Genomic DNA, 13,979 nt, shown 5'->3' with positions numbered 1-13,979 from the left:
TAGATTAGATGATGTTACGATTTAATTGATTAAATTGTAACATCATCGCAAATTATCAATTTAAAATAAATTTTTCAATAAATTAATTACTATTGATTTTTGACTAAATAGAAAAGAAAACTTCTCAAATTAACCTAAAGCATATAATGCAGCTTCTTGCGCATGAATTAAACTGGTATCAAATAACGGGATCGCTGTATCATTTTGATTTATCAATAAACCGATTTCTGTGCACCCCAGAATAACACCTTGCACACCTAATCTACACAATTTATCAATAATAGCTAAGTAAGCATTTTTAGAATTTAATTTAATGACACCTAGGCATAATTCTTTAAAAATAATGTCATTAATTATTTGTCGATCTTGCTCATCTGGAATAATAACCTCAATACCATGCTGAATAATGATTTCTCTATAAAAATGTTGTTCCATGGTGTATTTGGTACCTAATAAAGCTATTCTTGTCATATTCTGTTTTTTTAAAGCCTTTACAGTCATTTCGGCTATATGGAGAATTGGTATATTAAGATGAGGTATTATTTGTGGAACAACCTTATGCATTGTATTAGTACAAATCACAATAAAGTCAGCCCCTGCTTTCTGTAGACTTAACGCGGCTTGTAATAAAATTTGCGCACTTTTTTGCCAATCATTGCTAGACTGACATTGTTCTATCTCCTGAAAATCAACACTATATAAAACACACTTAGCTGAGTGTAAACCACCTAATTGCTTGTTAATCACTTGATTAATAATTTGATAGTATGTTGCCGTGCTTTCCCAACTCATACCACCAATTAAACCAATGGTTTTCATGCCTTAATTTTCCTTATTATTTTTATTTAATAATACTAAAACCTCCATATGCTCACTATGTGGAAACATATCGAAAAGTTGTGCACAGTGAATTTGGTAATTAGCTAACGCTTTCAAATCAGCAACTAAACTGCTTAAATTACAACTTGAATATAAGATATAATTAGGTGATACGGTTTGTAAATAGTCAATCAATACATTGCCAATTCCACGCCGAGGAGGATTAACTAAAATGATATCAGGAATATGACTTTTTTGACTCAGTGCAAACTGACTCGCATCCAGTGATTGAAAATGCAATTGTGAATAGCCTAATAGATTAGCTGATAATTTAGCACATTCAATTGCTTCATGATTGATTTCAATTCCTATTAATTTTCTTTCAGGTGTAACGCAGTGCAATCCAAAACCACCTACTCCACAAAATAGATCCCAAACGGAATGAATTGGTAAATTTGTTAGCCAATTGCGAGCTGTTGCATAAAGCTGCGCTGCAACCGATGTGTTAGTTTGAAAAAAACTGCCTTTTAGTAAAAATAAAGGTATATGATTTAGTTTAGCTGGTAAATATTTTTGCTGGGTTAAGATTACTTCATCCTTTCCCTCTAAAATTGCTGCATGTTGTGGTTGAATATTAACCGTAATAACAGCGAGACCAGTAATTGTCGCTTTTAGTTCATCCACTGCATTAGCAATTTTTAATTGATACTTATTTGAACGCAAAACAAAGCGAAGCATAAATTGATTTTCTGCTTCAGAAATAATAATAAATTTTAATTCCCCCTTTTTTTTGGTGATATTGTAGGGAACCAATTGTAATTTTTTAATAAATATCTTAATTTTATGAAGTACTATTTTCATTGCTTCACTATAAAGGGGACAATCACAAAGATCGATAGGTTGGTTATTGTTCAAAATACCAAGAATCGGCTTTTCTACGGTTCCAAGTACTGCCATTTTTGCTTTATTTCGAAAACGAGATTCTTTACTAGCTATTGGTTGAAAAATCTGCTTAGGAGAAAATTGGCTTAGTTGGTTAATCATATATTGTTGTTTCTCTTGTAATTGTGATGGATATGATCTTTCTATCCATCGACAAGATAAACATTTTTTTTGTTCATAATAACAGCATTTCATGTATTGTAACGACCAACTTGAATTTAGAATTTCATATAATTAACGATATTGACTTTAATATCATAATTTAAGAATTGAGTATAATTAATTGAGCTATAAAAATAAAAAAATGTAATATTTAGGAACTTATTAATTTTTTCGTGGTCTTAATATATGCCACTGCATATTTTTCATTTTATTCCATCGCCATCTTAATCAGATGGCTTTTTTGTCTGGTATAGCAGCATATTATTTATAATACATAACTGAATCAAATTTTAACAAAATTCACAATGAAGATTTTCGCTCTGAACCAGAACACCATTTTCGGTGAATAAACAATGATAAACAAATTATTACGGAACCAACTAAAAAGCGTATCCAATCAATTGATTGATTCCACAATACTACATTGACTAAAATACCAGCCGGTATAACAACATTATTCATTATTGCTAATGTACCAGAATCAACTTTTGTTGCACCATAGTTCCAGAGAAAATAGCCCAAACCAGCAGCTATAACACCTAACCAAACTATGACTCCCCACTGAATAAATGTAGTCGGTAGACGCTCCGTATTACCAAAGATTAACCAACAAATCATTGATACTATAACCGCACCAACATATACCCAAGCAAAAGCATTGTGTTGTGGTAAACGATATAGTTCCATAATTCGTTTGTAACCTACCTGACCAATTGCAAATACAATATTTGCTCCTTGGATCATTAAAAAACCAATAATATAATCAGCCGAAATATGATCATAACGAATCACCGCGGTACCAATAACGGCTAATATTGTAGTAAAAAGATAGGATACTCTTAATTTATGCTTTTGTAGTAGATCATAAAATAACGTCACATAAATGGGAGTAAAGATGGTAAATAATAATAATTCAGGGACTGTTAAATAACGAAATGCATTATAGTAGAAAATATACATAATGCCGAGTTGAAAAGCACCGACCCCCATCAATAATACGATTTGCTTCAGTGTAAATAACTTTATACGTAAAAATGGACTAAAAACTAAAAATGCCAATGTGATTCGAGCAACGACAGCAAACCAAGTATCTACTTGCCCACTTAAATAAACAGCAATTAAACTAAAAGAAAAAGACCAGATTGCAGTAACGATTAAAAGGTATACCATATAACTTTGAAGATATAAAAAAATAAAAAAGAAATAATTTGCATGATTATAATATAAAAAAAGCCTACTTCCATAGTAGACTTTTTATTTAGTTCAATTTGCTGAACTAGATAACAACAACTTCAGCTGCTGCTGGTCCGCGTGGGCTATCTTGAATTGAAAATTCAACTTTTTGTCCTTCAGCTAAAGTTTTAAAACCTTCGCCTGAAATGGAAGAAAAATGAACGAATACATCTTTGCTTCCATCAGCTGGAGTGATAAAACCAAAACCTTTACTTTCATTAAACCACTTTACTTGCCCTGTTTTCTTACTCATGTACTTATATCCTAAAAAATTGATTACTGTCTTTATATATATTTTAGACAACAGCACTAACAAATATTGAAAATAAACATCAAGTAAAGGAATAAACAAATACAAAATAATCTGCAAAAGGTCACATTCTTTTATTATTAATGTTACTGACAAAATTCTATGCTTTGTGCTATTTGTCGGTAACTATTACCGCATAACTTCTTAATGAAATCAAGCAGGTAATAGTAAAATTAATGAGCTAGATCACATTTTTAGATAAATTTAAGAAAATAATTTAATAAACTAAGCTTATGCAAATTAAAAATAATATTTTCAATTGGTAAAAAATTTTGAAATCTTAATTAATATTAAGAAACTTAACATATTACCAACGGATAATATAACGCATGATTTATTTACTTAAACTTCATTTAGGTAATCGAACTACTGATTTTTGCACATAGATTCTGTTTTCAGTTCTCGGCGATTGTGCAATTGGCGTCAAATTCTTTTCTGTTATTTGCGGTGCAGCGCCGATATCACCACCACGTACCACAGTGCGAACAACCTGACTTTCAGGTAAACTGGTTTGTTTGGTTATATTACTCCATAACCAATCCATAGCGCTCTCACCATAGTAATCAATTGGGATGAGAGTATTATCAAATGGTATAATGCTATTAATATAACTGGCATTTTCAATTTCCATATAACGTAAATTACTTGCATTACCTTCACGATAACTATTTAGCGCCACATAAGCTCTCGATGAATAATCTGGTAAATTCCTAACGTTTAGTTGACCATGAACTATTATCGTTTTAGTGCCATGTAAATTACCATTTGCTAAAACTTCATTTTGCCCATTTTGCACTCTACTTTCAGTGATTTTATCTCTCAAACATATTGCACCAGCCAAATTATAATCTATATTCGTTCCATTTTTAGAACGAGAAAAAAACTCTTGATGAGGACCTTTAGGATCATCATCATTCACTAAATCTATAGCAGTAATATTATTTTGCATTTTAATGGGTAAGGAACCTGAATTATTACCCCATAATTGCGCAAAATTCGTTTTTGTTAATGGGGCTACTTCACCATTGTTATATAATAGTTCTTGATTAATGGACGCAACAGATAAATGGCATAAATGATCTTTGACACTAAAACGACCATATTGGCTAATATATTTATACGGCAGATTCATTGTTTGCGTATAATAATGGAACGGTAATTGATTGATCATTTGTGGCGACCAACCGTATTCATAAAGTTTTTCCAGTGCTTCGAAAGATTGTGCTTTTACGGTATCTGAAACTAACAAATTGGCCTTTTTTAATGATTGACAGCGGTTTTTGACAAAAAAGTATTTATCGATATTAGGTATAGTTAGTTCGGAATTAATGTCTTGTATCGCCGAAACAGCGCATGGCATATATAAAGCGCCATAAGTGCTATAATCTATTAATGATTTAGTAATTAGTGGTTCTTCTGGCGATTCTCCACGCTGAATGAATAATGGTATTTCCGGATTATTAGGAACTTGAATTTGTGGATTTACTGCAACAATACCATCTATCATACCTTCGGTATCAAACTCTCCTGCTTTTAACGCTGCTCCACCGCCATCTGTTGCTCCATAAACCAAGACTATAGTATTATCCTTATCAAAAAGAATCTGCTCATTTTTCGAATACATGGTGTTCAAATAATAAAAGGCAAATTCTAACGATTTGATAACATATTCACCCCAATTTTGCTCTGGATTTTGTTGTGAGTGTAACTGTTTTACCGCATAACGATTGGAAGTGTATTTAGATGGAATGTTATCGTTAACAATGTAAATTAACTTATTTTCTTTGCTATTTTGTTTGGATACTTTGCCATCAATGAAATACCCTTGTTTTTTGGTCAAATCATATAATGCATTTCCTAATCCTTTATCATTATATACTATTGCACAATTATGCTTTAAACCCCATAATCCCCGAATTTGCATATCTGTTGCATTATATACTCCCTGAGAATCAATTGTCGGTATTGCTACAATGCAGGGCTTTTTCAGATCAAAATCTAATGGAACCTGTAACAGAAAGGCAACCTGAACACCATGATTATCTAAAAAAGCCTGAACCTCTGTACCTGGTATTTTACCATCGAATAAGGTTGTTAATTGTGTCGACTTAAAGCCAAATAAACTACCTTCACCGGTTTTCTTATCAATAAAGCGATTTAGTTTTGCCTGCCTGAGTTCATGAATTGAGGGTTGTAAATTATTTGCGAATTTAGTCATTGCAACAGAATGAGATAATTTAGAAAAACCGATCCCAGCTGTTACTAAATCATCACTTTCAGCATCATAAAAATTAGAATCATTTAATACCAGCCAAGCAGGTTTTGTAATTAATTTTATCTCATCTTTATTTTTTAAAAAAGATAGTGACTTTGCATATACAATATTATTAAAGAATAAAATTAACAATAAATTAACAAAAAATAGAAAGAACTGTTTTAGCATTAGACGATACTCTATGTTATTTTAAACAGGTAATTGATAGCTATTTGCCAGATGGCAAGGTATTATACGTCTAAATAGATTTTTTTTTATATCTTTCGTAAAAATTTATCAATTTGAATATTATTAAACAATTATTAAATGAATTAATTTAAGATAATTTATAATTGTGCAAAATAGAAAATGACAATGTCAAACGTTTTAAGTAATTAAAATTAATTTTGAATACTATTGTATTATTTTTATTTGTAGCGCAAAGTGTCATAAAGAGCAATCGTCTTTACAAATTAAATTAATAAAACCTTTACTATTTATCTATATTTCTTTATTTTTTGATAGCAATATGACATTATCGGTTTAAAAATAGATAATCTTTACCGCTAATTATAATGAATTGTTTTTTATTGTTTTTATCAATTTTAGAAATACTCTTATGAAACAAAATTATTCGACATTCGCACAACGCTTAAGATATATCATTGGAAATGAATCTTTACTAAGTTTTTCTAAGAAATGCCAACTATCAGAAAGTGCGATTAGAAAATACATTAGGGGAGATTCAGAACCAACCTTACAGAATTTGTTAACCATTGCTGATATTGGTAACGTTTCTGTAGCATGGCTGGCAACTGGTAATGATCCATTTTTGTCTAATGCAGCACTTTTATCGAAAGATAATAAAAATATTGTTATAGCAATACCTGAAATAGAATTTAACACACTATTAAATATAGAATTGCAAGATAATTCAGAAGGTTTGCAAAAGCAACACATTATCACAGAGTGGGCTTTAAGCCGAGATTGGTTATTCCGATCGGGTTTATCTTCGGAAAATTTAGCTATAGTACAAATTCCTTACAACAATATGGATACCACCATTAAAAATGGTGATGTTGCTATTATCAAATTTGGCAAAGATAAAATGACATGTGTATTGGCTGGTGTTTATATTATATTACTAAATAACAAATTACTACTCAAACGGATCCAATATGATCCCGTTGAAGATGGTTATCATCTTATTAATGATAACCCAACATTTAAAAATCATTTAATTAAACAAAATAGTCTTACGACACCATTTCAAGTCATTGCCAAAGTAGAACACATTTTAACGAATGTTTTTTAAAGTAATATAAAAAAGGATAATTATATTAATATGTAACACTTTATTCGTATAAATTAAACCCATTAAATATTATCAAATTAAGTAAATTATTTGTGAATTCTAAAATAGTTATTATCGAAGCAATTAAAAGTAAATTGATCGATTACAATCAATTTACTTAATTTGAATACTATATAATTAGAACCATTGTCCGAAACGCTTAATATAAAACGTTTTTACACATTGGGTTAAAACACAGTAACTAATTAAAATCCCAGCCAAGTATGGGAAATATGACCATGGCAATGGCTCAAGTCCAATCATGCTACCAAATGGTGAGAATGGAATATAAATCCCAACAGCCATAATTAACATAGTCATTACAATAACTGGGAAAGCTGCTGTACTTTGGATAAATGGAATTTTCTGTGTTCTTAACATATGCACAACCAATGTTTGTGATAGCAATCCTTCAATAAACCAACCAGAGTGGAACAATGATTGCATATCAACATTATTTGCACTAAAAACAAACCACATTATAGCATATGTCGTGATATCAAAAATGGATGAAGTTGGTCCTATCCAAATCATAAAACGACGAATATTTGAAGCATCCCATTTTCGTGGTTTTTGGATAAATTCGTCATCCATTTTATCCCATGGTAGAGATAATTGTGAAATATCATAAAGTAAATTTTGAATTAAAAGATGTATAGCTAACATCGGTAAAAATGGTAAAAAAGCACTGGCAACCAATACCGAAAATACATTACCAAAATTAGAGCTTGCCGTCATATTAAGATACTTCATGATATTACCAAAGGTTTCACGTCCTCTTACCACACCTTCTTCCAATACCATTAAACTTTTTTCCAACAAAATGATATCCGCTGATTCTTTAGCAATATCTGTTGCGGTATCGACTGAAATACCGACATCCGAATCACGTAAAGCTGGTGCATCATTAATACCATCACCTAAGAAGCCAACAGTATGACCGTTGTCTTGTAATAAACGAATAATACGTGATTTTTGTAATGGTGTTAACTTAGCAAATACTGTTCTTTGCTCAATAACTTGTTTTAATTGCTGATCACTCATCTGCTCAATTTCGATGCCAAGTAGAGGCTTGCCAGCTTCAAGTCCGACTTCACGACAGACTTTGGCGGTAATAATATCATTATCACCGGTTAACACTTTAACCGCGACACCATGTTCTCGTAACGCTTTAACCGCTTCTCTAGCGCTATCTTTAGGTGGATCTAAAAATGTTAAAAATCCACGAATTACTAAATCTTTTTCATCAGCAACAGCATACTGGGCTTTTGTGTCTTGTGCTGGAATATCTTTGAAACCAACAGCTAAAACTCTAAATCCATCTTGATTATACTGATATGCCAATTCAATTAATTTTTGTTTCCTTTCTTCGGTTAATGGTAAATATTGCCCTTGTTCATAAACATGCGAAGCAATAGATAGCATCTCTTCCACGGCCCCTTTACAAATCATCAAGTGATCATCATTACCATTTTGCATTACTACCGATAAACGTCGCCGACTAAAATCAAAGGGTAATTCATCAATTTTAGTATATTTACCCAATCCCATGGTTTTCGCATTGGTTTTTTCTTCAGCGAAACGAATAATGGCTTTATCCATCAAATTTTTCATACCACTTTGGTAATAGCTATTAAGCCACGCTAGTTGTAAAACCGATGGATCAAGTTGTCCATTAATATCCAGATGTTGCTCTAAAATAATTCTATCTTGTGTTAAAGTCCCAGTTTTATCAGTACAAAGAATATCCATTGCTCCAAAATTCTGGATAGCATTCAAACGCTTAACCACGACTTTACGTTTTGCCATGCCTATTGCGCCTTTCGCAAGATTCGCACTAACAATCATGGGTAACATTTCAGGTGTTAAACCAACAGCCACGGCTAAAGCAAATAACCCAGCATCAAGCCAATCCCCTTTAGTTAACCCATTAATTAATAATACGATGGGAACCATTACCAACATAAAACGGATTAATAACCAACTTACGCTATTGACTCCTTTGTCAAAAGCAGTTTGTGAACGCGTGCCGATGATGGATTTAGCTAACGAACCAAAATACGTATCAGCTCCTGTAGCAATAACAACCCCTTTTGCGGTTCCACTGATAACATTCGTTCCCATAAAACCGATATGATTGATATCTAATATATTATTGCTATTTATTTCTGTTGGTGTACCTTCACTGCCTTTTTGTGATACAGCGCCTAACGTATCATATTTTTCAATAGGAATTGATTCACCGGTCAATACAGCCTGACTCACGAAAAGATCTCGCGACTCAATCAAACGTATATCTGCTGGCATCATGTCTCCGGCAGACAAGAAAATAATATCTCCAGGAACTAACTGATCTAGTGGCACTTCAATTGACTGAGTCTGAGCATTATTGTTTGAACGACGCATAACTGTTGCGGTAGTTTTTATCATGGACTTCAAAGCTTCGGCTGCTTTGTTAGAACGATACTCCTGCCAAAATCGTAATAGCCCACTTAAAGAAACCATAACTATAATGATGGTGATACCTGTAATATCAGTGGGTTCACCATTTTGTAATGGTAGCCAATAATCTGTAATAAAACTGACCAAAGCTAATGCCAATAATACAAAAATAAACGGATTATTAAAAGCTAATAACAATTGAGTAAAAGCTGAAGGTACATGTTCCCGAGCTACTTCATTTTTACCATATTGTTCAATTCGTTGCTTAGCTTCATGCTCCGTTAATCCAGCTAAATCTGTTTGATAATTGGCTAAAGTCTCTTCTAAAGAATGTTTAGCTTCTATTACAGCTTTAATTTGAGAATTAAATTTCTTTTCTTTCGTTTTTTGTTTCATAACATATACCTAAATTCTATCGAATTAACCACATTTAACTAATGCAATTTATGTTCAATCATCTAAAACCCGATAGCGCATTATTCAGCAATTAATAAATCCTTCATTACAATGCATGATAAGTTTAATCACAACATGCTAATTAAAGGAATTAAATTAATTAGTCCGAACGAAATCCGCCAGCGGTTTAAATCACCGACATAATCTGCCTAATGTTTTAGTTAAAGATTAATTATTGATAATAACCAATAGTTTTCACCAACATACCCATAAAGGGGTGATTAGTTGGATTACGAATCAATAAATTGATATGAATTTAGATACAACTTGGGGGTTCTAAAAGCCTTTCAGAAAATGATAATAGATCTAATGCCAAATGACATTTAACATTGCGTTGACGAAAATAAGTGTGATAGCTTTGATTGGTACGAATTTGCATATCGTTCACCTTGACCGATTTTACTCATCTCGGCTGTGAACTGAAAAAATGACTATTTAAACAGGTCAATTAACCGAAAATGAATGATAAAAACTGCTCCCCAAAATAAATCTGGGGTTACCCGATTGAGTATCCATATAGCTCCTATAAACTAAACTCAACATACCTTATTACGCGATACTATTATTTAACTTATTAATTAAAATATAAAAATAACACACACTGAAAATAGATAAGGTGCGCACTTTATACCGCGTTCATTATCTATTTGTCAATAATTTTTTGTTTAAAAATAGGAAAATACTGAAAATTTCGCCAATTTGTTGAAAAAATAAATTATCAACAAATTTATCTAAATAATCCTAATAATAAATTAAATTATAATCATGGTACAATTGATTAACAAATGGTTAAATAATGATAGATATGCGTCATCCTTATATAAAATTTTTTGGATTGAGGTAAAACTTACATTACACTTTTTACCGGCATAAGTAATATTACTTCATTGACTATTGCACTAAATATACTTTAAATTTACTTGTTTGTGCAATGACTGTAACCTTGTTAAAACAGTCAGCTAATAAACGATGATAAGGTAAAAAACTGTTAGCTACTAAACATAATTTGCCATTTTGAGTAAGATACTGTTTACTTTGATGAATTAGTGCATCTACAGCATTATAGTCAGTCTCTTTGCCATCATGAAATGGTGGATTTGATATGATTAAATCAAATTGTCCCGAAATATCAGAAAATACATCACTTGCAATTAAATCAGCCGTGGCCTGGTTATTCGCCAATGTCTGTTTGGTTGCGGATAATGCCATTGCATTAACATCGGAACAAACTAATTGTATTTGTGGATTCAATTTTTTGATAAAAATCGATAACACACCACAACCACAACCAAGGTCTAATACGCGTCCTTTAATAATTTCAGGGTGTTCAGTAAGTGCATTAAGCAATAATTGACTACCCATATCAAGTGTTTTTTGACTAAATACGCCTGGTAAGCTATTTATTATCAAATTCATATCATTCATTTGTAAATGATATTGATACCACCATTCATCAGCATTAAAAGCCAAACGATTTTCACCATGAAAATGATATAAACCACAACGTCGGGCACTATCTATCTTTTGAATTGATCCAAAATCATTTAATAATGTTTCAACACTTTTCACACCGCTTCGATTTTCACCAACCACAAAAACATCAACTTTTTTTGGTAAGTGATTTAAAAGAAAAGAGAGTTGAAATTGTGCTTCAACTTTATTCTTTGGCCAGTAATAAATTAACGTATCCACATTCTGATAACATGAATCAGAAGGAAACACACCGAATTCAATTTGGCTATGGCTTTTACGTGCACAAAGCATTAAATAAACATGATATAGCGTGCAATGAATCGTTGTTTGTTGTGATGCGATTTGCAATACATAATCATCATGAATATCACCCGACACGAGAATAGATTTATCAATAAAAATTGCTTCATGACGTTGTAAAACTTGACTGGCAGGCGTATAAACCGACATTAATTAACCTCGAATAAATAACTTTATAAAATATTGGATAGATTATACAATTAACTTTCATTTATCACTAATAAAACCCTATGAATAAGCGAGACTGGTATTTAAATAAACTAGAGATACCTCAATACATTTTGCGAAACACTCAGGCAATCAAAGGAGAAGCAAAAGTTGAGATCACTGATAATATTCGATTAATTGTAGTTAGTCAGAATCATCCTACTGAAAAGATCTTTCAAGATATATTGAATGCAATTCATGTAATAAGTGATGACTGTTTGGTTTTAATGCCAACACAATTATTAATGCCTGCTAAAGAAATCAAATCGGTAATTTGGTTTATTGATACACCTCTACCCGAAAATTGGTCCGAGCAAGATATCCGTAACACCGCGATTATTAAGACCTATTCTTTAAGGGAACTAGCATCATCACCACAACAAAAGCGCCAACTCTGGCGAACACTTTGTCAATATGAAAAAAATTTCCAAACTCATTAACGCTGATCTTCAAGCGGCTTATCAACTTGAAAAACGGTGTCATGAATACCCATGGAGCGAAATCACTTTCTATTCTAATCAAGGAGAACGTTACTTAAATAAAAAAATTGAGATTGATGATCATTTAGTCGGTTTTCTTATCTGTCAGACTGTATTAGATGAGGCTTCATTATTTAATATAGCGATTGATCCTAATTATCGTCAACAAGGATTAGCGAGATCTATATTAAACAATTTAATCACAGAACTTGAAGCAAAAAAAATTAAAGTGTTATGGCTAGAAGTTAGGGAATCGAATGCTGCTGCAATTGCACTCTATCAACAAATTGGCTTTAATGAAATCAGTAACCGAAAAAATTATTATCCGACGAAAAATGGTCATGAAGATGCGATTATTATGGCTTATAACATTTCATTTTAGAAGGGTAATTGAACCAATATCTAACCTTATATGAGTATAAAATGGTAAAAAAAGCACTACTTTTTGTTAATGGGGAACCACCAAAACCGTTACCTACACAGTTAGATAAGTATGATATTGTTGCCTGCACTGATGGTGCTTATCATAATTATTTGCTTGAAAGCGCTATTGTGCCACAATTTATTATAGGTGATTTGGATAGCTTACTTAATCAAACTATTAATAAAAATATACAAATTATTTATACCCCTGATCAAAATAAAACGGATTTTGAAAAAGCCATACTGTTTTTATCAAGTAAGGGCATCACACAATTTGATATTTTTGGTGCAAATGGACATGCTAGTGATCACTTTTTAGGTAATCTTTCTGTAGCGTTACAATATCATCATCTTTTTAATTTCACTTTTTATGACAATTTTTGTCGATTCTTTTTTGCCACATCTCCCATGATAATTAATGATGTAAAAGATAAAACCATTTCATTAATTCCCTTAAGTCCTGTTAATAAATTGAATATTACAGGATTCGAATATCCATTAACCAATGCCGACTTAGAATTTGGTGGATTAATCAGTATCCGTAATAAAGCCTGTCAGGATCAAGTAACAATTAATTTTGAACAAGGCGATTTATTAGTGTTTATTGCGTTATAAATGACTTATTATTTTTATTATTCTAACAGCTAAAAACCAATATATTAAGCTTAAACACTATTAAACCGAGATTTAAATTTAAACAAACATATTGCTATCAGAGAATCAGTCGTTATCGCAGATTCATATTAAAATAAGTTCTTAGTTATTCGAGTAATGTAACGGTATACTTTTCTTGTAGACATTCTTAGCGGTATGATAAACCATCAACTAAGGAGATTATCTCATGACAAGACAATTAAGTAGTGAATTGGAACAAGAGTGTGCAGAATTAGTTCTCAATTATGGTTATGCACATAAAGATGCCGCAAAAAGAATGAATGTTAGTATTTTATCAATCCAGCGTTGGGTAACGCAATATAGAAAAGCGCGACAAGGTATTACACCTAAAAGTAGTGCGATGACTCCTGAGCAAAAACGAATACAAGCTTTAGAGAAACAAGTTAAACAGCTGCAAAGTGATAATCAGTTATTAAAAAAGCTTCAGCCTTCTTCGCAATGGAAATGACA

Annotated in this window: 13 protein-coding genes; 5 read left to right on the top strand and 8 right to left on the bottom strand. The window is 31.8% G+C overall.

Annotation, left to right across the window (positions count from 1 at the left end; all coding sequences use genetic code 11):
- Positions 1-129 precede the first annotated feature (129 nt).
- From FcAc13_RS03455 to FcAc13_RS03435, 5 genes are all read right to left on the bottom strand, one after another.
- Positions 130-819, bottom strand: a complete 690-nt coding sequence (locus FcAc13_RS03455) for an aspartate/glutamate racemase family protein (RefSeq protein WP_187754788.1) — start codon at positions 817-819, stop codon at positions 130-132.
- 3 nt (positions 820-822) lie between these two features.
- On the bottom strand, positions 823-1,956 hold the full coding sequence (rlmC, locus tag FcAc13_RS03450; RefSeq protein ID WP_187754787.1) for a 23S rRNA (uracil(747)-C(5))-methyltransferase RlmC: 1,134 nt from the start codon (positions 1,954-1,956) through the stop codon (positions 823-825).
- 267 nt (positions 1,957-2,223) lie between these two features.
- Positions 2,224-3,093: a carboxylate/amino acid/amine transporter gene (locus tag FcAc13_RS03445; RefSeq protein ID WP_187754786.1), complete on the bottom strand. Its 870-nt coding sequence runs from the start codon at positions 3,091-3,093 to the stop codon at positions 2,224-2,226.
- Between the two features lie 106 nt (positions 3,094-3,199).
- Positions 3,200-3,409 carry a transcription antiterminator/RNA stability regulator CspE gene (gene cspE / locus FcAc13_RS03440; RefSeq protein WP_187754785.1) on the bottom strand — a complete coding sequence of 70 codons (210 nt, stop codon included), beginning with the start codon at positions 3,407-3,409 and terminating at the stop codon, positions 3,200-3,202.
- Between the two features lie 406 nt (positions 3,410-3,815).
- Positions 3,816-5,909, bottom strand: coding sequence for a 3-hydroxybutyrate oligomer hydrolase family protein (locus FcAc13_RS03435; RefSeq protein WP_187754784.1), 2,094 nt, complete (start codon positions 5,907-5,909; stop codon positions 3,816-3,818).
- 430 nt (positions 5,910-6,339) lie between these two features.
- Here FcAc13_RS03435 and FcAc13_RS03430 point away from each other — a divergent pair, with 430 nt between their 5' ends.
- Entirely contained in the window at positions 6,340-7,035 is a 696-nt protein-coding gene (locus FcAc13_RS03430) for a helix-turn-helix domain-containing protein (protein WP_187754783.1), read from the top strand.
- 177 nt (positions 7,036-7,212) lie between these two features.
- On the opposite strand, the gene mgtA is transcribed toward FcAc13_RS03430, so the two are convergent.
- The 3 genes from mgtA to rsmC form a co-directional block, all read right to left on the bottom strand.
- Entirely contained in the window at positions 7,213-9,912 is a 2,700-nt protein-coding gene (mgtA, locus tag FcAc13_RS03425) for a magnesium-translocating P-type ATPase (protein WP_187754782.1), read from the bottom strand.
- 316 nt (positions 9,913-10,228) lie between these two features.
- On the bottom strand, positions 10,229-10,351 hold the full coding sequence (locus tag FcAc13_RS12270) for a hypothetical protein (RefSeq protein WP_255562860.1): 123 nt from the start codon (positions 10,349-10,351) through the stop codon (positions 10,229-10,231).
- Positions 10,352-10,863: 512 nt separating this feature from the next.
- Positions 10,864-11,895: a 16S rRNA (guanine(1207)-N(2))-methyltransferase RsmC gene (gene rsmC / locus FcAc13_RS03420; protein WP_187754781.1), complete on the bottom strand. Its 1,032-nt coding sequence runs from the start codon at positions 11,893-11,895 to the stop codon at positions 10,864-10,866.
- Positions 11,896-11,975: 80 nt separating this feature from the next.
- On the opposite strand from rsmC, the gene FcAc13_RS03415 reads away from it, so the two are divergent.
- The 4 genes from FcAc13_RS03415 to FcAc13_RS03400 all read left to right on the top strand — a co-directional run bounded on the left by FcAc13_RS03415 (position 11,976) and on the right by FcAc13_RS03400 (position 13,977).
- The gene (locus FcAc13_RS03415; protein WP_187754780.1) at positions 11,976-12,392 is read left to right on the top strand and encodes a DNA polymerase III subunit psi; all 417 of its coding nucleotides are present in this window, start codon (positions 11,976-11,978) and stop codon (positions 12,390-12,392) included.
- The gene (rimI, locus tag FcAc13_RS03410; protein ID WP_187754779.1) at positions 12,367-12,813 is read left to right on the top strand and encodes a ribosomal protein S18-alanine N-acetyltransferase; all 447 of its coding nucleotides are present in this window, start codon (positions 12,367-12,369) and stop codon (positions 12,811-12,813) included. Before FcAc13_RS03415 ends, rimI begins: the two co-directional genes overlap by 26 nt.
- Positions 12,814-12,854: 41 nt before the next feature.
- A complete protein-coding gene (locus FcAc13_RS03405; RefSeq protein ID WP_187754778.1) occupies positions 12,855-13,469 on the top strand; it encodes a thiamine diphosphokinase in 615 nt (204 codons plus the stop codon).
- Positions 13,470-13,695: 226 nt separating this feature from the next.
- Positions 13,696-13,977 (top strand): transposase, encoded by a 282-nt coding sequence (locus FcAc13_RS03400; RefSeq protein WP_187754777.1) that lies wholly within the window; start codon positions 13,696-13,698, stop codon positions 13,975-13,977.
- Positions 13,978-13,979: the final 2 nt, after the last annotated feature.

Source organism: Frischella japonica, from assembly GCF_014489845.1.
GTDB lineage: Bacteria > Pseudomonadota > Gammaproteobacteria > Enterobacterales > Orbaceae > Frischella > Frischella japonica.
Note: the sequence above shows the minus strand (reverse complement) of the source record. Positions and strands in the feature narration are given on the sequence as shown.